Origin of the sequence: Streptomyces sp. NPDC000134 (assembly GCF_042899225.1) — a bacterium.
GTDB lineage: Bacteria > Actinomycetota > Actinomycetes > Streptomycetales > Streptomycetaceae > Streptomyces.
On the sequence record NZ_JBIAZN010000012.1, the window covers coordinates 48,330 to 70,698 of the forward strand.

At 70.5% G+C, this 22,369-nt stretch carries 21 protein-coding genes, 1 tRNA gene and 1 pseudogene; 11 read left to right on the forward strand and 12 right to left on the reverse strand.

Annotated elements, in window-relative coordinates; all coding sequences use genetic code 11:
* Positions 1 to 71 precede the first annotated feature (71 nt).
* Positions 72 to 407 (reverse strand): hypothetical protein, encoded by a 336-nt coding sequence (locus ACFY32_RS19310; RefSeq protein WP_390674809.1) that lies wholly within the window; start codon positions 405 to 407, stop codon positions 72 to 74.
* A 378-nt stretch (positions 408 to 785) separates the two neighbouring features.
* On the opposite strand from ACFY32_RS19310, the gene ACFY32_RS19315 reads away from it, so the two are divergent.
* Entirely contained in the window at positions 786 to 1,736 is a 951-nt protein-coding gene (locus ACFY32_RS19315; RefSeq protein ID WP_359190005.1) for a helix-turn-helix transcriptional regulator, read from the forward strand.
* Complete coding sequence (locus ACFY32_RS19320; RefSeq protein WP_359190008.1) at positions 1,733 to 2,722, forward strand: helix-turn-helix transcriptional regulator; 990 nt, start codon at positions 1,733 to 1,735, stop codon at positions 2,720 to 2,722. The genes ACFY32_RS19315 and ACFY32_RS19320 overlap by 4 nt, the downstream gene beginning before the upstream one ends.
* On the opposite strand, the gene ACFY32_RS19325 is transcribed toward ACFY32_RS19320, so the two are convergent.
* From ACFY32_RS19325 to ACFY32_RS19355, 7 genes are all read right to left on the reverse strand, one after another.
* Positions 2,685 to 3,707 carry a helix-turn-helix transcriptional regulator gene (locus tag ACFY32_RS19325; RefSeq protein WP_359190011.1) on the reverse strand — a complete coding sequence of 341 codons (1,023 nt, stop codon included), beginning with the start codon at positions 3,705 to 3,707 and terminating at the stop codon, positions 2,685 to 2,687. The genes ACFY32_RS19320 and ACFY32_RS19325 overlap by 38 nt on opposite strands.
* An 88-nt stretch (positions 3,708 to 3,795) precedes the next feature.
* A complete protein-coding gene (locus ACFY32_RS19330; protein ID WP_359190014.1) occupies positions 3,796 to 4,902 on the reverse strand; it encodes a substrate-binding domain-containing protein in 1,107 nt (368 codons plus the stop codon).
* A gap of 259 nt (positions 4,903 to 5,161) precedes the next feature.
* Positions 5,162 to 5,614, reverse strand: a complete 453-nt coding sequence (locus ACFY32_RS19335; protein ID WP_359190016.1) for a heat shock protein transcriptional repressor HspR — start codon at positions 5,612 to 5,614, stop codon at positions 5,162 to 5,164.
* Between the two features lie 4 nt (positions 5,615 to 5,618).
* A complete protein-coding gene (dnaJ, locus tag ACFY32_RS19340) occupies positions 5,619 to 6,797 on the reverse strand; it encodes a molecular chaperone DnaJ (RefSeq protein WP_359190019.1) in 1,179 nt (392 codons plus the stop codon).
* A gap of 33 nt (positions 6,798 to 6,830) precedes the next feature.
* Positions 6,831 to 7,493: a nucleotide exchange factor GrpE gene (gene grpE / locus ACFY32_RS19345; protein ID WP_359190022.1), complete on the reverse strand. Its 663-nt coding sequence runs from the start codon at positions 7,491 to 7,493 to the stop codon at positions 6,831 to 6,833.
* On the reverse strand, positions 7,490 to 9,343 hold the full coding sequence (gene dnaK / locus ACFY32_RS19350; protein ID WP_359190025.1) for a molecular chaperone DnaK: 1,854 nt from the start codon (positions 9,341 to 9,343) through the stop codon (positions 7,490 to 7,492). The genes grpE and dnaK overlap by 4 nt, the downstream gene beginning before the upstream one ends.
* A gap of 94 nt (positions 9,344 to 9,437) precedes the next feature.
* Complete coding sequence (locus ACFY32_RS19355) at positions 9,438 to 10,538, reverse strand: undecaprenyl/decaprenyl-phosphate alpha-N-acetylglucosaminyl 1-phosphate transferase (protein WP_390674810.1); 1,101 nt, start codon at positions 10,536 to 10,538, stop codon at positions 9,438 to 9,440.
* A 225-nt stretch (positions 10,539 to 10,763) separates the two neighbouring features.
* On the opposite strand from ACFY32_RS19355, the gene ACFY32_RS19360 reads away from it, so the two are divergent.
* From ACFY32_RS19360 to ACFY32_RS19370, 3 genes are all read left to right on the forward strand, one after another.
* Positions 10,764 to 13,046 carry a heterodisulfide reductase-related iron-sulfur binding cluster gene (locus ACFY32_RS19360; protein ID WP_390674811.1) on the forward strand — a complete coding sequence of 761 codons (2,283 nt, stop codon included), beginning with the start codon at positions 10,764 to 10,766 and terminating at the stop codon, positions 13,044 to 13,046.
* A 183-nt stretch (positions 13,047 to 13,229) separates the two neighbouring features.
* Complete coding sequence (locus ACFY32_RS19365; protein WP_390674812.1) at positions 13,230 to 14,573, forward strand: FG-GAP and VCBS repeat-containing protein; 1,344 nt, start codon at positions 13,230 to 13,232, stop codon at positions 14,571 to 14,573.
* A gap of 63 nt (positions 14,574 to 14,636) precedes the next feature.
* Positions 14,637 to 15,644, forward strand: a complete 1,008-nt coding sequence (locus ACFY32_RS19370) for a Yip1 family protein (RefSeq protein ID WP_359190036.1) — start codon at positions 14,637 to 14,639, stop codon at positions 15,642 to 15,644.
* A gap of 76 nt (positions 15,645 to 15,720) precedes the next feature.
* On the opposite strand, the gene ACFY32_RS19375 is transcribed toward ACFY32_RS19370, so the two are convergent.
* From ACFY32_RS19375 to ACFY32_RS19385, 3 genes are all read right to left on the reverse strand, one after another.
* Complete coding sequence (locus ACFY32_RS19375) at positions 15,721 to 16,218, reverse strand: phosphoribosyltransferase (RefSeq protein ID WP_359190039.1); 498 nt, start codon at positions 16,216 to 16,218, stop codon at positions 15,721 to 15,723.
* Between the two features lie 2 nt (positions 16,219 to 16,220).
* Positions 16,221 to 16,796 (reverse strand): dCTP deaminase, encoded by a 576-nt coding sequence (gene dcd / locus ACFY32_RS19380; RefSeq protein WP_359190042.1) that lies wholly within the window; start codon positions 16,794 to 16,796, stop codon positions 16,221 to 16,223.
* A 78-nt stretch (positions 16,797 to 16,874) separates the two neighbouring features.
* Positions 16,875 to 17,045, reverse strand: coding sequence for a hypothetical protein (locus ACFY32_RS19385; RefSeq protein ID WP_390674901.1), 171 nt, complete (start codon positions 17,043 to 17,045; stop codon positions 16,875 to 16,877).
* Positions 17,046 to 17,292: 247 nt separating this feature from the next.
* Between ACFY32_RS19385 and ACFY32_RS19390 the strand changes: the two genes are divergently transcribed.
* From ACFY32_RS19390 to ACFY32_RS19405, 4 genes and pseudogenes are all read left to right on the forward strand, one after another.
* Positions 17,293 to 17,366 (forward strand) — tRNA-Gly (locus ACFY32_RS19390).
* A gap of 270 nt (positions 17,367 to 17,636) precedes the next feature.
* Positions 17,637 to 18,032, forward strand: coding sequence for a DUF6234 family protein (locus ACFY32_RS19395; protein ID WP_359190044.1), 396 nt, complete (start codon positions 17,637 to 17,639; stop codon positions 18,030 to 18,032).
* Positions 18,033 to 18,395: 363 nt separating this feature from the next.
* On the forward strand, positions 18,396 to 19,076 hold the full coding sequence (locus tag ACFY32_RS19400; protein WP_390674813.1) for a DUF6082 family protein: 681 nt from the start codon (positions 18,396 to 18,398) through the stop codon (positions 19,074 to 19,076).
* A gap of 32 nt (positions 19,077 to 19,108) precedes the next feature.
* Positions 19,109 to 19,403, forward strand: a pseudogene (locus tag ACFY32_RS19405) (transposase family protein); the annotation flags it as partial.
* A 382-nt stretch (positions 19,404 to 19,785) separates the two neighbouring features.
* Here ACFY32_RS19405 and ACFY32_RS19410 read toward each other — a convergent pair.
* Positions 19,786 to 20,391 carry a lytic polysaccharide monooxygenase gene (locus tag ACFY32_RS19410; RefSeq protein WP_359190050.1) on the reverse strand — a complete coding sequence of 202 codons (606 nt, stop codon included), beginning with the start codon at positions 20,389 to 20,391 and terminating at the stop codon, positions 19,786 to 19,788.
* A 290-nt stretch (positions 20,392 to 20,681) separates the two neighbouring features.
* On the opposite strand from ACFY32_RS19410, the gene ACFY32_RS19415 reads away from it, so the two are divergent.
* Together ACFY32_RS19415 and ACFY32_RS19420 are read left to right on the forward strand one after the other, a co-directional pair.
* Positions 20,682 to 21,452, forward strand: coding sequence for a calcium-binding protein (locus ACFY32_RS19415; protein WP_359190053.1), 771 nt, complete (start codon positions 20,682 to 20,684; stop codon positions 21,450 to 21,452).
* A 357-nt stretch (positions 21,453 to 21,809) separates the two neighbouring features.
* Positions 21,810 to 22,355, forward strand: coding sequence for a DUF4232 domain-containing protein (locus tag ACFY32_RS19420; protein ID WP_359190055.1), 546 nt, complete (start codon positions 21,810 to 21,812; stop codon positions 22,353 to 22,355).
* Positions 22,356 to 22,369 lie beyond the last annotated feature (14 nt).

Sequence of the window (22,369 nt, forward strand, 5' to 3'; positions counted from 1 at the left end):
CGTGTTCAGGTCACGGTGACGCCGCTGCGGGGGGAAGCGCCTGAGCGATCTGTTACGACGGGGGAATCGCGTCAGGCACTGCGGGGGGTGGCTGAGATGGTCCGCACGTCGGACTCCTCCGGCGGTACGAGCCGGTGGTCCCGCTGGTCCAGGTTCACAAAGATCATTCCGTAACGGATGGCACACCGTACGGGCTGCGGCGCCCCCCGGGGCCGCCGCAGACACCGGTACGCCCGGACGTCTCCGTCCTCGTCCCGGGTGACGACGACCGGCTCACCGAAGACGGTCACCATCAACGAGTCACCACTGTGGGGGATGGCGGTGACCAGGTCGATGAAGTGCCAGCCGGAGCGGTAGGCGGTGGCCATCTCGCGGCGGAAGGAGCGGTCGTCGGGTGGAGTGGTCATCAGTCAGCCCCAAGTGCTGTCGTCTTCACCAGAGGAAGCAGGCTGAGCACCGCGGTCGTACACCGTGACCGTCGACTTGGTCATTCCCCAGGTGCTGTCCGCCGTCTTGTAGTCGCTTCCCCCACCCGCGAGGCCACTGACTGCGCCCATGGCCAGAACGGCGGAGAAGGCGGCAACAAGTACCGAGCGAAGCATTCTTGTGCGCATAGTCGGCTTCGTCCTCACTTGAAGGTCCCCTCGTTCCCCCGTCGAACAAGACGATGGCTCATTCGGGCACGTCATGGCCACACAATCGGTGCATCATGTTCCTGCATGTTCAGGACCCTGGGGGGTGGAGATTTGCCAACGAATCTGACTAAAGCATCACATCCCCATGCGATGTCCGAACTGTGCGAGGAGGGCAGCCGCCTCTACGCGACCGCTCTGCGGGCCGGCCGCATCGCCCGCGAGGACGTCGGGCCCGCCCCCTGCCTGATGGAGTTCGACCTGCTCCATCCCGACCCCGACGACCCGAGCTGGCTGCGGCCGGTGCCCCCGTCGGTGGCGCTCGCCCAGCGGCTGAACCCCATCGAGCGCGAGATCACCGAGCGCCGGCGGCTGTCCATCGCGATGGCCGAAGCGTTCGAGCCGTTCATGGCGCTCAGCGCCCAGGTCACCTCCCGGACCCACTCCATCTCCGTCCTGGAGGGGCTGGACCGCATCAACTCCGCGCTGGACCTGGCCACCGCCGAGTGCCGCTCGGAGATGCTCACCGTCCAGCCCAGCAGCCGCCGCCTGGAGCACACCCTCCTCCAGGGCCTGGAACGCGACCGGCCGCTGATCGACCGCGGTGTCCGGATCAGGACGCTCTACCAGCACACCGCCCGCTACAGCCCCGAGACCCTGGGGTACGTCTCCCAGTTCTCCGAGGGCAAGGTCGAGTACCGCACCATCGACGAGCTGGTCGAGCGCCTCATCATCTGCGACGAGACGGTCGCCTTCATCCCCACCCGGGACGACCGCCAGGTCGCCCTGGAACTGCGCCACCCCGGTGTCGTCCGGTACCTGATCAAGGTCTTCGAGTTCATGTGGGCCCGCGCGGTCCCGCTGAGCACCGGCGCCCCCTACGAGACCGCCCCCGACGGCATCACCGAGATCCAGCACTCCATCGCCAAGCTCCTGGTCGAGGGCCATGTCGACGAGGCCATCGCCCGGCGCCTGGGCATGAACGTGCGCACCTGCCGCGCCCACATAGCCAAGCTGGCCCAGGCCCTGGGCAGCGGCAGCCGCGCCCAGTTGGGCTACCTCATCGCCCAGTCGGGGCTCCTCGACAAGGGAGCCGCCCCGTGAACGCGCCCCCGCCCCACCGGGAGCACGGCATCGAGGACCTCTGCGCCGCCGGTACCTCGCTGTACGCCCGCGCCCTGGGCGAGGGCCGCCTGCGCCCCGAGGACACCGCCCAGGCGCCCTGCCTGCTCGACCTGGGGCTGCTCCGCCCGGCCGTGGACGCCCCGCACCTGTGGGAGCCGGTACCGCCCGCCCTGGCCCTGCACAGGCTGCTGCGCGCCTCCGGGCGGCGCATCGCCGAGGAACGGCGGCGCGAGGAGAAGCTGGCCGAGACCTTCGCCCCGCTGCTGCGCGAGGCCCGGGGCGGCCCCGCGGCCGGACACACCCCGACGCTCGGCGTCCTCAGCGGCAAGGAACGCATCGACCGGGCCATCGCCGAGGTGCTGGCCGAGGCCGGCGACGAACTCCTCACCATCCAGCCGCACGCCGGCCACATCGGCCCCCCGCCGCACGTCCACGAACCCGCGATCCGCCGCGACCAGGAGTTCCTCGACCGCGGTGGCCGGATTCGCACCCTCTACCAGCACACCCTGCGCTACGCCCCCACCGTCCTCGCCCGCTACGAACGGCTCACCGGCGACGTACAGGCCCGCACCCTGGACGAGATCACCGAGCGTCTGGTCCTCATCGACCGCACGGCCGCCTTCGTCCCCGCCAACGCCGAGCGCACGATGGCCCTGGAGGTCCGCCACCCGGCGCTGATCTCCTACTTCGCCACCACCTTCGAGCGGTTCTGGCGGCTGGCCACCCCCATGTACCCCCGGGCGGTGCGGCAGCCCACGCTGGGCGGCGTCACCCCCCGCCAGCGGGCCATCGCCGCCCTCCTGGTCGAGGGCCACACCGACGCCGTCATCGCCGACCGCCTCGGCATGAACGTCCGCACCGCCCGCGAGCACATCGCCAAGCTCGCCGCCACCCTCGGCAGCGAGAGCCGCGCCCAGTTGGGCTACCTCATCGCGCGCTCGGGGATTCTCGACCGGGAGAGCTGACCGGCGGCCCGTCCAGCCCCGCCTGCGCGATCCGCACGCCCAACTGGGTCCGGCTGGCCGCGCCCAGCGTCTCCGACAGCTTGGCGATGTGCGCCCGGCAGGTCCGCACGCTGATCCCCAGCCGCTCGGCGATCACCGCGTCCTGGTGCCCCTCCGCCAGCAGCGCCGCGATGGACCGCTCCCGGTGCGAGATGCCCTCGATGCCGGTGTCGGGCAGCGGCGCGGCCAGCGGGATCGCCAGCCGCCACAGCCGCTCGAAGACGGTCACGAGGTACCCGACCAGCGCCGGGTGGCGCAGCTCCAGGGCCATCGTGCGCTCGGCGTTGGCGGGGACGAACGCCACCGTGCGGTCGAACAGGATCAGCCGGTCGATCACCTCGTCCAGGGTGCGCGCCTCGACCGCGTCGCCCATCAGCTCCAGGTAGTTGAGCAGCCCCTGGCCGTGCCGGGCGACATGCGTGTAGAGGTCCCGCATCCGCACCCCGCGCCCGCGCAGCGCCAGCGCCCGGTGCAGGCCCTCGGTGAGTTCGTGCTCGCGCCGGATGCCGCCCGGCTGGACGGTGAGCACCTCCGTGGTGCACGCCTCGGTCGCCTCGTCCATCGCGGCCTGGATGCGGCCCAGCCCGTCCAGCACCCGGATCGCGGTGCCCTCCCCGGACGCCGGGGCCTGCCGCCGCGGCCCGCCGAGACCGGCGTACCGCTCGACGGCCGCCACAGCCGCCCCCACCCGCAGCCTGCTGGCGCTGACCTCCTCGTAGACCCCGCGCAGCAGTTGGGTCACGACCTCCTGCGGAGGGGTCGGCACCAGCCAGTCCATGTCGTCCGGATCGGGGTGCAGCAGGGCGAGTTCGAGCAGGCACGGCACCGGCTCGGCGTCCCGGCGCGGCACCCGGCCGCGCCGCACCGCCCGGGAGTACACCCGGTCCCCGGCCTCGCACAGCCGGTCGGCACCGTGTGGATGCTCCTCCGTCCCGTGCCCGGCCATCGCCCGTCCCACCCCCGCGTAACGCGTCTCGTGCAGCGCAACTATGCGCGGCCGGGACCGGGTCCGCAACACGGCCAGGGACGGCGGTTCAGCCGGTGAGGCCGATCTTCGCGCAGTCCGCCTGGTACTTGGCCGTGCAGATGTCGGAGACCTTGTGGATGCCGTCGGCGATGACGGTGTCCTTGATGTTGTCCTTGGTGAGCGCGGTCACCGACACCAACTGGGCCGGAATGTCCTTGTCGGTGGGGCTGTCGACCTTGTCGCCGGTGAGCGCGTCGAACTGGATGTCCCGGCCCTGCACCCGGGCCACGGCCATCTCGGCGGCGTTCTCGGCCTCCTGCGGGTAGGACTTGTACACGCTCATGTACTGCTCGCCGGAGACGATCCGCTGCACCGCCGCGAGGTCCGCGTCCTGGCCGGTGACCGGCGGCAGGTCGGTGACGCCGGCCGCCTTCAGCGCCTTGATGACGCCGCCGGCCATGCCGTCGTTGGCGGAGTAGACGCCGTCGATGCCGTCCGCGCCGAGCTTGCCGATCGCCTCGGCCATGTTGGCCTCGGCGTTCTCCGGCTTCCAGTCCTTGGTGTCGAACTGGGCGCCGATCTTCACGTTGCCGGCCAGCTCGGCCAGCGCCCCGGCCTTGAACTGCTTGGCGTTGGGGTCGGTGGGCGAGCCGTTCATCATGACGATCTGGGCGGCGGCGGATTCGCTGCCGAGGGCGTCCAGCAGGGTGCGGCCCTGGACCTCGCCGACCAGTTCGTTGTCGAAGGAGATGTACGCGTCGATGGGGCCCTCGGCCAGCCGGTCGTAGGCGATGACCGGGATGCCCGCGTCCTTGGCCTTCTCGACCCCGCCCGCGATGGCGTGCGAGTCGACCGCGTCCAGCACGATCACGTCGACCTTGTCGTCGATCATCTGCTGGAGCTGGTCCTCCTGCTTGCCCGCGCTCGCCTCGGCGTTGGCGTACGTGACCTTGCCCTGGTTCTTGGTGAGCGAGGCGATCTTCTTCTTGAAGATCGGGGCGTCGAACTGCTCGTAACGCGTGTTCTCCTTCTCCGGCAGCAGCAGACCCACCGTCAGGTCGTTGCCCTTGGTCGGGCTCGCGCCGTCGCTGCTGCTCGACGCCCCCAGCGCCCCGCAGGCCGCCAGTGAGAGGGTCATCGTGGACGCGGCCACGGATATGGCGATACGACGCATACAGCAGCTCACTTCTGGTGTCTTCCGGACGCGGGGGCCGCATTGCGACCCAGGTGACTGAAAAGCCAACGCGTCAGCGCACTACGGCGTCAAGCGGAACCACTTAACGAGATGGCAACACCACGCTCCGCGATCGCTGTGAAGACGGAGCGGAATCGCCTCCAGGGCGCCTTCACATCCCGCGCACCGGGTGGTCATGCGCGCGGGCCCGGCGGTCCACGTCCGAACCACCGGGCCCCGCGTCACGTCTGGCCTGCCGTCAGTCCGGCGACTGCGACCGCTTGGGCCGCCACACCACCAGCGCGCTGGTCTGCTGAACCTCCTGGTAGGGCACCAGGTCACGGCGGTACGAGGCGTGCACCGCCGCCTCCCGCTGGCGCATCGTCGCCGCCGCGCCGTCGAGCGCGGCCTCCAGCTCCGCCACCCGGGACTGGAGCGCGGCGACCTGGTTCTCCAGTTCGATGATGCGCTTGATCCCGGCCAGGTTGATGCCCTCGTCCTGGGACAACTGCTGCACCTGGCGGAGCAGTTCGATGTCCCGGGCCGAGTAGCGCCGGCCCCGGCCGGCCGTACGGTCCGGGGAGACCAGGCCGAGCCGGTCGTACTGGCGCAGGGTCTGCGGGTGCAGGCCGGAGAGCTGGGCCGCCACCGAGATGACGTAGACCGGGGTCTCCTCGGTCAGTTCATACGGGTTGCGTCGACGGCCGTCCATCTGATCAAGCTCCCTTCGCGGCCTGGAACAGCTCCGCCCGCGGGTCCTCCCCCGCGGTCGCCTCGCGATACGCCTCCAGCGCGTCACGAGCCTTCCCCGTCACGTCCTTCGGAACACTCACCTCGACGGTGACCAGCAGATCGCCGCGGGTGCCGTCCTTGCGGACCGCGCCCTTGCCGCGGGCCCGCATGGTCCGCCCGTTGGGCGTGCCGGCCGGCAGCTTCAGCGTGACGGGCGGTCCGCCCAGGGTCGGGACCCGCACCTCGCCGCCGAGCGCCGCCTCGGTGTACGTCACCGGCACGGTGATGGTGAGGTTGTCGCCCTTGCGGCCGAAGACGGGGTGATCCTTGACGTGCACCACCACGTACAGGTCGCCCGCCGGGCCGCCCCGCTCGCCCGGCGCGCCCTTGCCGCGCAGCCGGATGCGCTGGCCGTCCTGCACCCCCGCGGGGATGCGGACCTGCATCGTCCGCGAGGACTTGGCGCGGCCGGAGCCCTTGCAGACCTCGCAGGGCTCCTCGGCGATCAGGCCCCGGCCCTTGCAGTCCGGGCAGGGGTCGGTCAGCGAGAAGCCGCCGCCCGAGCCGCGGGCGACCTGCCCGGTGCCGACGCAGGTCGGGCAGACCCGCGGCGTGCCGTTCTTGTCGCCGGTGCCCGAACACGCCTTGCAGGGCGCCTGCGAGGACATCCTGAGCGGCACCGTCGCGCCCTCGATGGCCTCGGTGAAGCTCAGTGTGACCTCGGACTCGACGTCCTGGCCGCGCCTGGGCTGGGTGCGCGGCCCGGCGCCGCCGCGGTTGAACAGGCCCCCGAAGACGTCACCGAGTCCGCCGCCGAAGCCGCCGGCTCCCTGGCCGCCGCCCGGGGCGCCGCCGCCGAAGAGGTCGCCCAGGTCGAAGTTGAAGGTGCCGCCGCCCGCGCCCGGCCCGGGGCGGAACCCCCCGTTGCCGAACAGCGCGCGGGCGTCGTCGTACTCCTTGCGCTTCTTGGGGTCGCCGAGGACGTCGTTCGCCTCGGAGATCTCCTTGAACCGCTCCTCCGCCTTGGCGTTGCCCTTGTTGGCGTCCGGGTGGAACTCGCGGGCGAGCTTCCGGTACGCCTTCTTGATCTCGGCCTCGGTGGCGTCCTTGGGGACGCCGAGGACCTTGTAGTAGTCCTTCTCGATGAAGTCCTTGGTGCTCATCCCCGACGTCCCTCCTTCCTGCTGACTGCAAGCTCAGCCCTCGTCCGGGCCACCGCTCTCCTTGTCGTCGGCCGCCGCTTCGCCGCTCTCCTCGGCCGGCTTGACGGTCTGCGCCCCCGGCTGGGGCTCGGCCACGGCCACCCGCGCGGGGCGGATGGTGCGTTCGCCGAACCGGTACCCGGGCTGCAGGATCGCCACGCAGGTCGTCTCGGTGACGTCCGGCGCGTAACTGTGCATCAGGGCCTCGTGGATGGTCGGGTCGAAGGGCTCGCCCTCCTTGCCGAACTGCTGAAGGCCCATCTTGGCCGCGACGGTCTCCAGCGACTCCGCGACGGACTTGAAGCCGCCGACCAGTTCGCCGTGTTCCCGGGCGCGGCCGATGTCGTCGAGCACCGGGAGCAGCTCGGTCAGGAGGTTCGCGATGGCGATCTCCTTGACCGCGGCCCGGTCCCGCTCGACCCGCCGGCGGTAGTTCTGGTACTCGGCCTGGAGCCGCTGGAGGTCCGCCGTGCGCTCGGTGAGCGCGGTGCGTGCCTGGTCCAACTGGGCCACCAGACCCGCGTCCTGGCTCGCGTCCCCGGCCGGGGCCGCCTCCGCCTCCGAGGAGGGGGCGGCGGCCTGCGGCTCGGCGTCGTCGGTGTTGGCGCCGGAGGGGACGTCGGGCTTCTCCTCAAAACCCGGGGTCTCCTCCGTCACGCGGCACCGTCCTTGCGCTCGTCGTCGACGATCTCGGCGTCCACCACGTCGTCGTCGGCCTTGTCACCGGCGCCGGCCGCGGCACCCGGGGCCTCGCCGCCGGCGGCCTGCGCGCCCTGGGCGTCGGCGTACAGGGCCTGGCCCAGCTTCTGCGAGACGGCGGCGACCTTCTCGGTGGCGGTGCGGATCTCGGTGGTGTCCTCGCCCTTGAGCTTCTCCTTCAGCTCGGCGACGGCCGTCTCGACCTCGGTCCTGACGTCACCGGGGACCTTGTCCTCGTTGTCCTTGAGGAACTTCTCCGTCTGGTAGACGAGCTGCTCGCCCTGGTTGCGGGTCTCGGCGGCCTCGCGGCGGCGGTGGTCCTCCTCCGCGTACTGCTCGGCCTCCTGGCGCATCCGGTCGACCTCGTCCTTCGGCAGCGAGGAGCCGCCGGTGACGGTCATCTTCTGCTCCTTGCCCGTGCCCAGGTCCTTGGCGGTCACGTGCATGATGCCGTTGGCGTCGATGTCGAAGGAGACCTCGATCTGCGGGACGCCGCGGGGCGCCGGCGGCAGACCGGTCAGCTCGAACATCCCGAGCTTCTTGTTGTACGCCGCGATCTCGCGCTCGCCCTGGTAGACCTGGATCTGCACGGAGGGCTGGTTGTCCTCGGCGGTGGTGAAGATCTCGGACCGCTTGGTCGGGATCGTGGTGTTCCGCTCGATCAGCTTGGTCATGATGCCGCCCTTGGTCTCGATGCCGAGGGACAGCGGGGTGACGTCGAGCAGCAGGACGTCCTTGACCTCGCCCTTGAGGACACCGGCCTGGAGGGAGGCGCCGATGGCGACGACCTCGTCCGGGTTCACACCCTTGTTGGCCTCCTTGCCGCCGGTCAGTTCCTTGACCAGTTCGGCGACGGCGGGCATACGGGTGGAGCCACCGACGAGAACGACGTGGTCGATCTCGCTGAGCTGGATGCCGGCGTCCTTGATGACGTTGTGGAACGGCGTCTTGCAGCGCTCCAAGAGGTCGGCGGTGAGCTGCTGGAACTGGGCGCGGGTGAGCTTCTCGTCCAGGTGCAGCGGGCCCTCGGCGGAGGCCGTGATGTAGGGCAGGTTGATCGAGGTCTCGGTGGACGAGGACAGCTCGATCTTCGCCTTCTCGGCGGCCTCGCGCAGGCGCTGGAGCGCCATCTTGTCCTTGCTGAGGTCCACGCCGTGACCGGACTGGAACTGCTTGACCAGGTAGTCGACGACACGCTGGTCCCAGTCGTCGCCACCGAGGTGGTTGTCACCGTTGGTGGCCTTCACCTCGACGACGCCGTCGCCGATCTCCAGCAGCGAGACGTCGAAGGTGCCGCCGCCGAGGTCGAAGACGAGGATCGTCTGGTCGTCCTTGTCGAGGCCGTACGCCAGCGCGGCGGCGGTCGGCTCGTTGACGATGCGCAGGACGTTCAGGCCCGCGATCTCGCCGGCCTCCTTGGTGGCCTGGCGCTCGGCGTCGTTGAAGTACGCCGGAACGGTGATCACCGCGTCGGTGACCTTCTCGCCCAGGTACGCCTCGGCGTCCCGCTTCAGCTTCTGCAGCACGAAGGCGCTGATCTGCTGGGGGTTGAAGTCCTTGCCGTCCAGGTTGATCTTCCAGTCGGTGCCCATGTGGCGCTTGACCGACCGGATGGTCCTGTCGACGTTCGTGACCGCCTGACGCTTGGCGACCTCGCCGACCAGCACCTCACCGTTCTTCGCGAAGGCGACGACGGACGGCGTGGTCCTGGCGCCCTCGGCGTTGGTGATGACGGTGGGCTCGCCGCCCTCCAGAACGCTGACGACGGAGTTAGTCGTGCCCAGGTCGATGCCGACCGCACGTGCCATGGTTGATTCCTCCAACTGACTTGAGTGCAACAGGCTCAAGTGTGCATGACGGCGCGCGTGGGGTCAACAGACCTGAGCCCATCGGACTCAACTCTTATCCGTTCCTTACGCGCAACGACCCTCTGACCTGCGTAGACGCCGGTCGCCGGGTCTGCCGCACCGGAAAATCCATCGACTGCTTCGCGGCCCCGCGGCGCGATCGGCTCCCGTTCCGGCTCCCCCGGCGGGGCCCGTACACCCGTACGCGGGTCAGCCCGAGCACCACGGCCGCCACCGCGCCGGCCACCCACAGCACGGCGCCGGGCTCCAGTCGGCCGGTGTGCACGAGTACCCCGGTCAGCACCCCGCCGAACGCCCCGGCGGCGGTCAGCACGACCGCGCCCCGCGCGGTCAGCCCGAGGCGGCGCAGCCGGTGCACCAGGTGGTCCGGCCCGCTCCGCAGCGGGGGCCGCCCGGCCAGCCAGCGCGACAGCGCCACGAGGGCCACGTCACCGCAGAGCACCGCGGTGAGCGCGAACAGCGTCCCCGCGCCGCCCCCGGGCCCGCGCCCCGCGCAGGCGAGCAGCGCCGCCGCGGCCAGCAGGAAGCCCGTGAACAGCGTCCCGCACGCCCCGAGCCCGGTCCGCGCGGGCGGCCAGTTGTGCAGCAGGGACCCGGCGAGCGCGGCGGCCAGCACGCTCAGCAGCACCGCCACCCCGTCCATCACCTCCGCCGCCGCGCACGCCCCGACCCCGAAGGCGGTCACCACCCCCACCGTCCCCGCCGCCCCGTCGGCGTGGTCGAGCCCCCGGAACGCCCCGGCGGCGCCGGTGATCCACAGCACCCCCAGCGCCCCGGCCCAGATGCCCGTCTCCTCGTACGGCACCACCCAGGCCGCCGCCACCGCCGTGCCGGCCAGGACCCACCGCCGGCGCAGCTTCCACAGGTCGGCGGCCAGCCCCAGCAGCCCGGCCGCGGCCCCGGCGACCAGCAGTCCGCCGACCACCGGGCCGAGCGGGACCATCCCGGTCCGCTCCCCGGCCCCGGCCACCAGCGCGGTGACCAGGACGACGGCGAGCCCGCCGGACAGCGGGACGGGCGGCCGGCGCCGGCGCCGCTCGACGACGCCCAGCCACTGGGCGGGGAGCCTCAGCAGCGCGGCGAGCAGGGCGGCGAGGAGGAACGAGACGGTGGCGGCGCAGATCCCGTAGAGCACGGTCCCAAGCTAAGCCGGATATCACGATGTGTGACGAATGTCCGGTCCGGTCCGGCGTGGCGCCGTACCCCGTCGTACCCCCGTGGTCAGGGTTGCCTCAGCGACGCAGATCACCGCACGCCCGACTACAGTGCGGCGGAGGATAGGGGTAGTCTCAGACGGACTGCATAAGCTACCGCTCAGTAATAACACCCTCGAAACCTCGCAGGCCCGAGGAGCCCCCAAATGCAACTCGCCGCGATCATCGTGTCGCTGGTCCTGATCGTGGTCGGCGTGGCACTGTTCGCACGCGCTGTCCTGCAGATCGTCCAACACATGCGACTGGGCCAGCCCGTGCCGGCCGGCACCCGGACCGACCGGCCCGCACAGCGCACCCTCACCGTGGTCAGGGAGTTCCTCGGCCACACCCGGATGAACCGCTGGGGCGTCGTCGGCGTCGCGCACTGGTTCGTGGCGGTGGGCTTCTTCTCCCTGCTGCTGACGATCGTCAACGCGATCGGACAGCTCTTCCAGGCCGACTGGGTCCTCCCCGTCATCGGCGACTGGGCGCCGTACAACGTGTTCGTCGAGTTCATCGGCACGATGACGGTCCTCGGCATCCTGGTCCTGATCGTCATCCGGCAGCTCTCCCACCCGCGCAGGCCCGGCCGCAAGTCCCGCTTCGCCGGCTCCAACTTCGGCCAGGCGTACTTCGTCGAGACCGTCATCCTCGTCGTCGGCGTCTGCATCTTCATGCTGCACGCCCTGGAGGGCGCCCTGCACCACGTGGACGGCTACGAGGCGTCGTTCTTCATCTCGTACCCCGTGGTCGCGGCCCTGCGGGAGCTGGACCTGTCCACCCTCCAGAACCTGGTCTACTTCTTCGCCGGCCTGAAGATCGCGACCTCCTTCATCTGGATGATCACCGTCGCGCTCAAGACCGACATGGGCGTGGCCTGGCACCGCTTCCTGGCCTTCCCCAACATCTGGTTCAAGCGCGAGGCCACCGGCGGGACCTCCCTGGGCGCCCTGCTGCCGATGACCTCGGGCGGCGAGCCGATCGACTTCGCCGACCCCGGCGACGACGACGTCTTCGGCGTCTCCCAGGTCGAGCAGTTCTCCTGGAAGGGCCTGCTCGACTTCTCCACCTGCACCGAGTGCGGCCGCTGCCAGTCGCAGTGCCCCGCCTGGAACACCGGCAAGCCGCTCTCCCCCAAGCTCCTGATCATGTCCCTGCGCGACCACGCGCACGCCAAGGCCCCCTACCTGCTGGCCGGCGGCGGCAAGACCATGGAGGGCGAGGAGAAGGCGCCCGCCGAGGCGCTGAAGGACGTGCCCGCCGCCGCGCTGGCCGAGGCCGAGCGCCCGCTGATCGGCACCGCCGAGGAGAACGGCGTCATCGACCCGGACGTCCTGTGGTCCTGCACCACCTGCGGCGCCTGCGTCGAGCAGTGCCCGGTGGACATCGAGCACGTCGACCACATCGTCGACATGCGCCGCTACCAGGTGATGATCGAGTCGGCGTTCCCGTCCGAGGCGGGCACCATGCTCAAGAACCTGGAGAAGAAGGGCAACCCCTGGGGTCTGGCCAAGAAGCAGCGCCTGGAGTGGACCAAGGAGCTGGACTTCGAGGTCCCGGTCGTCGGCAAGGACATCGAGGACCTCACCGAGGTCGAGTACCTGTACTGGGTCGGCTGCGCCGGCGCCCTGGAGGACCGGGCGAAGAAGACCACCAAGGCCTTCGCCGAGCTGCTCCACATCGCGGGCGTGAAGTTCGCCATCATGGGCGGCGACGAGAAGTGCACGGGTGACTCGGCACGGCGGCTGGGCAACGAGCCGCTGTTCCAGGAACTCGGCATGGAGAACGTCATGTCCCTCAACGCCGCCTTCGGCGAGGAGACGGACGAGGACGGCAAGGTCACGCCCGAGTCGGCGAAGCCGAAGTCGGCCAAGAAGATCGTCGCCACCTGCCCGCACTGCCTCAACACCCTGGGCAACGAGTACCCGCAGCTCGGCGGCGACTACGAGGTCGTCCACCACACCCAGTTGCTCCAGCACCTCGTGGACGAGGGCAGGCTCACCCCGGTCACCCCGGTCGAGGGCATCATCACGTACCACGACCCGTGCTACCTGGGCCGCCACAACAAGATCTACACGCCCCCGCGCGAGATCATCGCGGCCGTCCCCGGCGTCCGCAACGAGGAGATGCACCGCCACAAGGAGCGCGGCTTCTGCTGCGGCGCGGGCGGCGCCCGGATGTGGATGGAGGAGCGGATCGGCAAGCGCATCAACAACGAGCGCGTCGACGAGGCCCTGTCCGTCGACCCGGACATCGTCTCCACGGCCTGCCCGTTCTGCCTGGTCATGCTCACGGACTCGGTCAACGGCAAGAAGAACGACGGCAAGGCCAAGGAGTCCATCCAGGTCGTCGACGTCGCCCAGTTGCTCCTCGACTCCGTGAAGACCCCCGCCGACCCGGCCGGGGAGGCGGAGCGGGAGACCGCGCCGGAGCCCGAGCCGGTGAAGTAACCCCGTCTCTCTCCCTTTCGCACCCCCGGGTCCCGGTACGGACCCGGGGGTGCGGTCGTATGCCGCCGCACCCGGCCTCAAGTCCCCTCCCCGGCCGAGGATCTCGCCGCGGCGCGTACAACCCTCCGGCCCCGGCGGCGGTCTTGTGATCACCGGTCCGCCCTCACGCCCCTACGGAGCCCCATGCGCCTGAGAACCGCCGCCGTCGCCGCCGCCGTGGCGGCGACGGCCCTGACCCCGCTCGTCCTGACCGCACCCGCCTCCGCGGCCGTCGCCAAGCACTACGACGACTTCAACGGCGACGGCTACCGCGACCTGGCCTACGGCGGCTACAACGACGTCGACCGCACCGGCGGCACCGTCACCGTCGTCTACGGCACCGCCAAGGGCCCGGACACCGCCCACCCGAAGTTCCTGCACCAGGACAGTCCCGGCATCCCCGGCGCGGGCGAGGACGACGACCAGTGGGGCGCCTCGCTGGCCAGTGCCGACCTCAACAAGGACGGTTACGCCGACCTGGTCGTCGGCAACCCGAGCGAGCACGTCGGCAAGCAGGAGTACCGCGGCTCGGTCACCATCGTCTGGGGCTCCCGCTCCGGCCTGTCCGGCGGCACCGACCTCCCCCCGGCGTCCGGCGCGAAGGGCTCCTACAGCGCCTTCGGCCGCGACCTGGCCACCGGCGACTTCACCGGCGACGGCTCCCCCGACCTCGCGGTCATCGGCGGCGAGGAGGCGTGGCTGTACCGGGGCGCGTTCGCCAAGTCCGGCTCCAAGGGCACCGTCAGCAAGATCGACAAGTCGGCGGGCTGGTACTCGCACGGCCTCGCCGCCGGCAAGGTCACCGGCGACGGCCGCACCGACCTGGTCGTCCTCGGCACCGAGTTCTCCGGCTCCCAGCAGCGCCACCGCGCCTGGTTCCTCAAGGGCACCTCCAGCGGACTGGCCCCGGGCGCCTCCAAGACCTTCGGCACCGAGGTCATGGGCGCCGCCATCGGCGACTTCGACAAGAACGGCTACGGCGACATCGCCCTCGGCCTGCCCGACCAGTCCTCCGGCAAGGGCGCGGTCACCGTCTGGCGCGGCACCTCCGCCGGCCCGAGCGGCTCGGTCACCTACACCCAGGCCACCTCCGGCGTCTCCGGCAGCCCCGAGGCCGACGACAACTTCGGCTACGCGCTCTCCGCCGCCGACGCCGACGGCAACGGCTACGCGGACCTCGCGGTCGGCGTGCCGCACGAGGACGCCGGCGGCCACCAGGACCAGGGCGGCGTCCACCTCTTCCGCGGCGGCTCCGGCGGCCTGTCCGGCGCCCGCTCCTCCTGGGTCCCGGCGACCGTGGCCGGCCCCGCCGACTCCGTCACCTCCTTCGGCTACACCGTCCGGCTGCGCGACCTGACCCGGGACGGCCGGGCCGACCTCGGCGTGGGCGGCACCCCGGCCGCCGTGCTGCTGCGCGGCACCGCCACCGTGCCGTCGACCGCCTCGCCGGTCGTCCTGCCGGAGCTCGGCGGCGCGTTCACCGACTGAACGCGCGTCCCGCCCGCGTCCCTTACGGGTAGCGGGGGCACAGGCCGTGCGACCCCCTAGGGGATGTCACAGCTCGGCCGCAAAGCCGCCCCCGGGACGCGGGCCCCGGCACGTCACTCTCCGGGACCAGGTACGTTCGAAGGCGTGGCTGGATTCAGGATCGGACGCGGCCGGGACAACGGCGCTCGTCAGACGCGACCGCAACACCCTCCGCACGGACAGCAGACGCCGCCGGGACCGTCGTACGGCTACCCGCCGGCGCCACAGCCGTACCCGCAGCCGTACGGGGGCGGCGGCACCGCTCCCGGCGGCCCGTGGCCGGGGCCGCACGGCGGCGCCCCGGCCGGGGACCACGGCGAACCGGAGTACTTCGGCGACGGCGGCCACCCCCACCAGGGCGGCGCCCCCTACGACCCGTACGCGGCCAACAACCCGGGCCACACCCAGGCGTTCACGGTCGGCGAGGACCCCTACAGCCAGGGCGGGACCTACCGCGCCGGCTCCGCCGCGCCGCCGCCCGGACCGGTCGGCCCCCGGCTGCACTGGAAGGACCTGCTGCGCGGCATCGTCCTCGCGCCCGACCGGACCTTCCTGCGGATGCGGGACTACACGATGTGGGGCCCCGCCCTCGTCGTGAGCTTCCTCTACGGCCTGCTCGCGGTCTTCGGCTTCGACGGCGCCCGCGAGGACGCCATCAACGCCACGCTGTCGAACGCCGTACCCATCGTCCTGGTCACCGCCGTGGCGATGGTGCTGTCCGCCTTCATCCTCGGCGTGGTCACCCACACCCTGGCCCGCCAGCTCGGCGGCGACGGCGCCTGGCAGCCGACGGTCGGCCTCTCCATGCTGATCATGTCCCTCACGGACGCGCCCCGCCTGGTCGTGGCGATGTTCGCCGGCGGCGACGCCTCCTTCGTGCAGATCCTGGGCTGGGCCACCTGGGTCGCGGCCGGCGCCCTGCTCACCCTGATGGTCTCCCGCTCCCACGACCTGCCCTGGCCCAAGGCGCTCGGCGCGTCGGCGATCCAGCTCGTCGCCCTGCTGTCGATCGTGAAGCTGGGCACGTTCTGAGCGGTCCCCGCACCCACGAGAAGGGGCTCCCCGGTCACCGGGGAGCCCCTTCCTGTTCCGCCACGCTCGCCTCGCCTCAGGCGTCGAGCACCTGCCCACTCCTGCGCACGACCGGCTTGTCGACGCTCCACGGGAAGTTGATCCAGTCGTCGGTCCGCTTCCACACGTACTCGCACTTCACCAGCGAGTGGGACTTCTCATAGATCACCGCGCTGCGCACCTCGGCGACCGTGTCCAGGCAGAAGTCCCGCACCAGCTTGAGGGTCTTGCCGGTGTCGGCGACGTCGTCGGCGATCAGGACCTTCTTGTCGGAGAAGTCGATGGCGTTGGGGACGGGAGCCAGCATGACCGGCATCTCCAGGGTGGTCCCCACGCCCGTGTAGAACTCGACGTTCACCAGGTGGATGTTCTTGCAGTCCAGCGCGTAGGCGAGCCCGCCGGCGACGAACACCCCGCCCCGGGCGATGGACAGCACGACATCGGGTTCGTACCCGTCGTCGGCCACGGTCTGCGCGAGCTGGCGGACGGCGACGCCGAACTGCTCGTAGCTGAGATTCTCCCGAACGTCACCCATGCTCATACCTGTGTCCGATGGAAATTGATGAAGGAACGGGAGGCGGTCGGCCCCCGCTGCCCCTGATAGCGCGACCCGTACCGCTCGCTCCCGTACGGGTGCTCGGCCGGCGAAGTGAGCCGGAACATGCACAACTGCCCGATCTTCATGCCCGGCCACAGCTTGATCGGCAGGGTCGCGAGATTGCTCAGCTCCAGGGTCACGTGCCCGGAGAACCCCGGGTCGATGAACCCGGCGGTGGAATGCGTCACCAGCCCCAGCCGCCCCAGCGAACTCTTCCCCTCCAGCCGCGAGGCGAGGTCGTCGGGCAGCGAGATCACCTCGTACGTGCTGGCCAGCACGAACTCCCCGGGGTGCAGGATGAACGGCTCGTCCCCCTCCGGCTCCACCAGCCGCGTGAGGTCCGCCTGCTCGACGGAGGGGTCGATGTGCGGGTACCGGTGGTTCTCGAACACCCGGAAGTACCGGTCGAGGCGCACGTCGACGCTCGACGGCTGCACCATGGAGTCGTCGTAGGGATCGATGCGGACCCGCCCGGCATCGATCTCGGCCCGGATGTCCTTGTCAGAGAGAAGCACGCCCCGAGGATACGCAAGGCGCGCGAAGCAGCCACAATCGGCCACCGCACGCGCCCGGCAGGTCTCCCGCGTGGGGTGTCAGCGCTTCTCCAAACTCACCGGCACGACACTGCGCAGCCGCGCACACCGCGGACAGCGCACCAGCCGCCCGGGGCCGAGTCGCTCGGCCTTCTGCATCGGGAACGACGAGGTGCTGAACACGTGCCCATCGGCACAGCGGACGAGGGTGCGCTCCATCAAGTCCTTCAAGTCCCTTCCCCAAGAGCCGCGTCTGGCTTGCTGCCCGGACGACAAAAGCCACAGTACGGGATCAAAGGGAAGGCCCTCCAGGCGGCACTCCGTCCCCGCCGGACCCCTCCACCGTACGCCCCAACTCCGTTCCCCCGCAGCCCCGTCACACACCACAGGCCCCAGGGCGAAAACACCCGGGGCCTGCGATGAGGTACAGTAAGCGAGCATCCGGACAGCGGTCCTGCACCGCTCGTCCGTGTGTTTCGCGGGTGTAGTTTAATGGTAGAACATCAGCTTCCCAAGCTGAGAGCGCGAGTTCGATTCTCGTCACCCGCTCCAGAGACAAACCCCAGGTCAGCGGCCTGGGGTTTGTTGTTGTCTAGACCAATTTGGGGTGGCGCGCCCTTCGCGTGCCCTATTAGGCGGAGCAAGTTATCGGCCCGCCCAGGACAAGACCCAGCTCACCGCCGCCGCTCGCGCGACCCGTACGAGCCTGCCCGCCTCCTGACGATTGCGGGCAGAGTGCCGCAGACGGGGAGCTTGCCGCGGCGCTCACGGTTGAGTACAGGTACTCATGCGCACCGATACCATTCGCGGCACCGTGCATCCATGACCGACATCCCAGCCCAGGGACGGCGCCTCCCCTGGTCGCATCGGACGCGCCTGGGTGTGGACCTCGCCTTCGCCATACCGTTGTTCCTGCTGGAGGCCGGGTGGCTCGCGCTGGACTCGATATACGGCTACGGCCTCGACGTATGGGCAGCGCAAGGCGAGCAAACGCACATCGACGCGGCCACTCTGGCGTACATGGGGCGACTACGGACGCTGCTGATCACCGTGCTCATCCTGGCGGTTCTCGCGGCGGTCTCCCGCGCCCGCTGGACCGTGATCGCACATCTGCTGGTCGCCCTCCTGGCAGGCGGAGCACTCATGGCCACGCAGCACGACTGGGACCGCAGCCACGCCCCACCACCCGGATGCGTTCGCTACAGCGCGAACTGCTGAGCCCGCCAGGGCACCTCCCGACCCTGTTGGACGCGCTCCACCCAGCAGCTCAAGCTCGTTCGGCACCTTCAGACCGGTGCGGCCCGAGTCTGCCTCCACCGAACCGCCGGCATCGCTGCCCTCTCCCCCGATGCCGTGGGCATCGAAGGAGAGGCGCTCGCCCGGTCGGTGAAGGTGAGCTGGTGCAGGCGGGCGCTGCCGGGCAGGACGGCTGCGCATAGGCTGCCCCATGGTTCGGCCTAGCCACTGGGGCAGGCTCGCCTGGGGGTGGTTTACCTGATAGCTCGTCATGGGTCGGCGGCTGGAGCTTCAGTGGCTCGCCGGGTGGGCAGGGCTCTGGGGTTGGTCGCAGTTGCGGCGGCCGTGCTGGCGGCGCTGTTGTGGTCGCCTTTCGTGCTGCAGGAGGTCGCCGGTTCCAAGGGCGTGGACTGGAACAGGCTGAGTCAGATCGGCGCAGCGTACGGCTTCACGTCGGCGATCGTCTCGGCGCTCGCGTTGGCCGGTGTTGCCGGTTCGCTGATTGTTCAGAACCGGCAGGCCAGGGCGGAGCAGGTCCAGGGGATTCGCAGCTACTACCTTGAACTGGTTCGCCTGGAACTTGAGGACATGGCGCTTTACCAGCCTGTCTGGGGCGTCACGGACATCGCCGATCCCCATGAGCGGAAGCGGCATGTCTATGCCGACCTCATGATGAACTACGCGTGGATGGGTTATGAGATCGGGACCATTCGCGAGCCTCTCCTGCGGGACATGCTGTCCGGGATGTTCACCGGAGAGGTTGGGCGGCATTACTGGAGCAGGGCCCGCACCTCATGGACCGCCAGTTCGTCAGGAAGCCGTATCGGTCGTCGCTTCCTGGCCATCGTGGGCGAGGAACACACTCGCGCTGTTGCTGCCGGACCGCCGACGCGCTCGGCCATTGCCCCGAGTCCGCCCGTCGTGCCTGGCGCAGGAGCGGCGCCCGTATGGCGGACGGCGGCCGGCGCCCTGATCGGTCTGGGTACCGGCTTGGCACTCGGATCGCTGTTGCGCAGTCGGCGCTGAGGGCCGTTGGGCACGAGTTGGATGATCACGGTGTGGCTGGTGTGATCACGGCGTCGGAGCCTTCTTGGCCACGGCCCGTTCTCTGGGCTGAGCCCGCGCTGCTTTGGGAAATTGGTGTGACCGCGCTGCGGCGCGAGGGGGCCGACGCGGGCGGCCGGGGACGGCCCTGGAGCCTGCCTCTGGAGGATCGAGTGCTGCTTGGTCGCGGCCTACTGGCACACGGACTTGACGATGCGCCGGATGGCCCTGCTGTTCGGCATCTCGAAGTCCGCGGCAGACCGGATCACCGACCACCTCGGCCCGCTGATGTCTCTGCGGCCGCACGAGCATGCCCTCGCTCGGACGAAGGGCTGGAAGATCCTCCACGACTGCCGCCCGAGAGGCGACGGCGTCCACTACGCCATGCTCGGCATCGCCCGCAGCCCCGGCCGAAGAGCGTGCGCAGATCGGGTCGAGAAGCCCGCCGAGCCCCCCCGGCATCACCCAGCTCTCGGAACCTCGGGAACGGACCGTCGACCGTCGACTTCAGCGGAAGCCGAGTCGCCACGAGCTCGTACGAGACGGTGATCCGCCGGGTGGCGGCCACAGCGGAACGCCCCGTCGGGGCAGGGTGACCGAAGGGGTCCCCTGTCCCGACGGAGCGCGGTCGGGCGGGTGCTGGGTCACCGGTGCCTGGCGGCGGCCGGTGCCGTGTGCGGTGCTTCCCGGCTCAGCCGAAGTTCACGTCGCTGCACCACATGTACGCCTGGTCGAGGTGCGACGCCTGCCAGATCACGAACAGGATGTGGTGTCCGGTGTAACCGGAGGTCTGGACGGGGAACGTGATGTCCTGTGCCGGGGCGTAGCGGCCGGTCTGCGTGATGAAGTCGAGGTTGCCCCAGCCCAGACTCTGCGTCTTGGGGTTGAAGCCCTGCTTGCTCACGTAGACCTTGAAGTAGTCGGCACCGTGGGACGCCTGGTCGTACAGGTGGACCGAGAAGTTGTTGCTGACGTTGGTGGTCTTCCACTGTCCGGGCTTGTCCAGGCTGGCGTTCCGCGACAGGTTGTTGCTGCACAGCGTCCCGTCGGGGGTCCGCGCCTGGAACTGGCCGCCGAGGCCGTCGCGGAGCGCGCTCATCCAGTTCCACATGGTGTCGGCGTTGGCCTGGAAGGCCTGCCAGCACATGGGGTCCTGGGTCTGCATGGCCGGGTTCGTGTGGTTGCTGCCCCACGTCTTCCAGCACTGGTACGCGCGGGAGGCGGGGTCGACGATGGTGCCGTGCGCCTGGGCGGGGGCCGACCAGGTCAGTGCGCCGGCGACTACCGCGAACAGCATGACGAGCGCCTGGAGAGGCCGCCGGAGTGACGACCGTGAACGCCCGGGTAACGGACTCTGGTTGCGCATGTGGGGGGGACTCCTTCCAGTGGCAAGCTGTAGTGGGAGCGCTCCCAACGGTAGGCCCGCTGAGTGAAATGTCAATGAAAAAAACGGAGTTGATTACCGGGGCTTCGCGGTCTTGCGCATCCGGATCGGGAGGGGAGACTGCCTTCACGTCCGCCCGGCCCCCGGCAGGAGCGTCACGCCGAACGGGCCGGCCCACCGTCACTCCACCGGGATGAGGTCTCATGAACCGTAACCGAGCCGCCGTCAGCGCGGTCGCCGTGACCCTGTTGGCCACCGGCCTCGCCATCGGCCCGGCGACCGCCGCCGGAGCCGGCGAGGCGAAGGCCCGCGTCGGAGCCGACTGGGCACGTCAGTCGATCGTCTTCACCGCCGCCGCGGGCCAGACCAACGATCTCAACATATTTCCCATGTACACCAGCGACGGAATCCGGCGGATCGGCTTCAGCGACGTGGTCCCGCTCGCACCGGGCGACCACTGCGCGTACTCCAGGGCCGAGGACACCACCTCCGTCGTCTGCGAACTGCCCGCCGACAGCCCCCGGTCCGACCGGATCGACGTCTTCCTCGGCGACGGCGACGACACGATCGCCGCCTTCGACCCCGGGATCGGCACCGTCAGCGGCGGCTCCGGCGACGACGAACTGCACGCCCATACCGCGCGCACGGTGCTGGGCGGCACGGGGAACGACATGGTCATGGGACCGGCCGCCCTGTACGGCGGCGACGGCATGGACCACCTGATGGGCGACGACGGCGGCCAGCGGATGTGGGGCGGCCGGGGCGACGACATGTTCGAGGGCTACGGCGGTGACGACGCCGTGTACGGCGGCTCCGGCGACGACCACGCCATGGGCGGGGACGGCCGCGACATCCTCCTCGGCGGCCCCGGCGACGACACCCTGGACGGCGAAGGCGGTGACGACGTCGTCTGCGGTGGCACCGGAAAGGACGCCCTCGAAGGCGGACCCGGCCGCGACATCGTCCTCCCGTAGCCGCGCCGCCCTGCCCGGATCATCCCCTGCCCCGCGGCGCGAACGGCGCCGCGGGCGACCGGCTTCGTCCCCCCGTTCCATCCGGCGTCCCGGGGCGGACCAGTTTCCCCAGGTCTCCCCCGTTCCATCCGGCATCCCAGGGCAGACCAGTTTCCCCAGGTCAGGGCCGGTATACGCATCCCAGCGTCCCGTCCTGCCCGGAAAAGTGGCGGGTGGGACGGACCGGGGCACAGGCTTGGGTCATCGCAGCACGGCACCGCACCGGAGACGGTCGGCCGCCGCGCCCGACCTCCCACCCGCCTGCCGTGCTCCGGCTTGTTCCGAGCGGCACGGTCGCCTCAGAGAAAGCAGTCCGTCATGCGTATCGCCACCCGTTTCCTGTCCCGCAAGGCCGCCTCCTCCGTGGTCGTCGCCACCGCCCTCGCGTTCGTCGGTGTCCAGGCCGCCGGGCAGACCGCCTCCGCCGCGCCGAAGCAGGCGTCCTCGGTCGCCGCCTGCACCGCGTCGAACGTGAAGCTGACCGTCAGCGAGGTGTCGCGCCCGATCAACCACCTGCTGCTCAAGGCGACCAACACCGGGTCCACGTCCTGCTACGCGTACAACGCGCCCTTCCTGCGGGCCGGCGCCGACGCCCAGGCCCCGCTGCGGTGGGTGACGGAGTCCACCCCGCAGTCCGTGGTGAAGCTCAAGCCGGGCCGGTCCGCCTACGCGGGCATCCTCACGTACTCCCCCGACGGCGAGGGCGGCGGCAAGAAGAAGACGCTGGGCGTCCAGCTCACCGACAGGAAGGGCAACCCGACGGGCAAGGAGAAGACCCTGAAGCTCCCCCACAGCACCCTCTTCAACAGCGCCGCCGCCGTCACCTACTGGCAGACCAGCGCGGCCGACGCCCTCACCTGGTGACCCCCGCCGACACC

What these genes read in the sequence shown, in the direction of transcription:
- ACFY32_RS19310 (WP_390674809.1), bottom strand. Translation starts at nt 407, where the DNA reads ATGACCACTCCACCCGACGACCGCTCCTTCCGCCGCGAGATGGCCACC.
- ACFY32_RS19315 (WP_359190005.1), top strand. Translation starts at nt 786, where the DNA reads ATGTCCGAACTGTGCGAGGAGGGCAGCCGCCTCTACGCGACCGCTCTG.
- ACFY32_RS19325 (WP_359190011.1), bottom strand. Translation starts at nt 3,707, where the DNA reads ATGGCCGGGCACGGGACGGAGGAGCATCCACACGGTGCCGACCGGCTG.
- ACFY32_RS19330 (WP_359190014.1), bottom strand. Translation starts at nt 4,902, where the DNA reads ATGCGTCGTATCGCCATATCCGTGGCCGCGTCCACGATGACCCTCTCA.
- ACFY32_RS19335 (WP_359190016.1), bottom strand. Translation starts at nt 5,614, where the DNA reads ATGGACGGCCGTCGACGCAACCCGTATGAACTGACCGAGGAGACCCCG.
- dnaJ (WP_359190019.1), bottom strand. Translation starts at nt 6,797, where the DNA reads ATGAGCACCAAGGACTTCATCGAGAAGGACTACTACAAGGTCCTCGGC.
- dnaK (WP_359190025.1), bottom strand. Translation starts at nt 9,343, where the DNA reads ATGGCACGTGCGGTCGGCATCGACCTGGGCACGACTAACTCCGTCGTC.
- ACFY32_RS19360 (WP_390674811.1), top strand. Translation starts at nt 10,764, where the DNA reads ATGCAACTCGCCGCGATCATCGTGTCGCTGGTCCTGATCGTGGTCGGC.
- ACFY32_RS19365 (WP_390674812.1), top strand. Translation starts at nt 13,230, where the DNA reads ATGCGCCTGAGAACCGCCGCCGTCGCCGCCGCCGTGGCGGCGACGGCC.
- ACFY32_RS19370 (WP_359190036.1), top strand. Translation starts at nt 14,637, where the DNA reads ATGTCACAGCTCGGCCGCAAAGCCGCCCCCGGGACGCGGGCCCCGGCA.
- ACFY32_RS19375 (WP_359190039.1), bottom strand. Translation starts at nt 16,218, where the DNA reads ATGGGTGACGTTCGGGAGAATCTCAGCTACGAGCAGTTCGGCGTCGCC.
- ACFY32_RS19395 (WP_359190044.1), top strand. Translation starts at nt 17,637, where the DNA reads ATGACCGACATCCCAGCCCAGGGACGGCGCCTCCCCTGGTCGCATCGG.
- ACFY32_RS19410 (WP_359190050.1), bottom strand. Translation starts at nt 20,391, where the DNA reads ATGCTGTTCGCGGTAGTCGCCGGCGCACTGACCTGGTCGGCCCCCGCC.
- ACFY32_RS19415 (WP_359190053.1), top strand. Translation starts at nt 20,682, where the DNA reads ATGAACCGTAACCGAGCCGCCGTCAGCGCGGTCGCCGTGACCCTGTTG.
- ACFY32_RS19420 (WP_359190055.1), top strand. Translation starts at nt 21,810, where the DNA reads ATGCGTATCGCCACCCGTTTCCTGTCCCGCAAGGCCGCCTCCTCCGTG.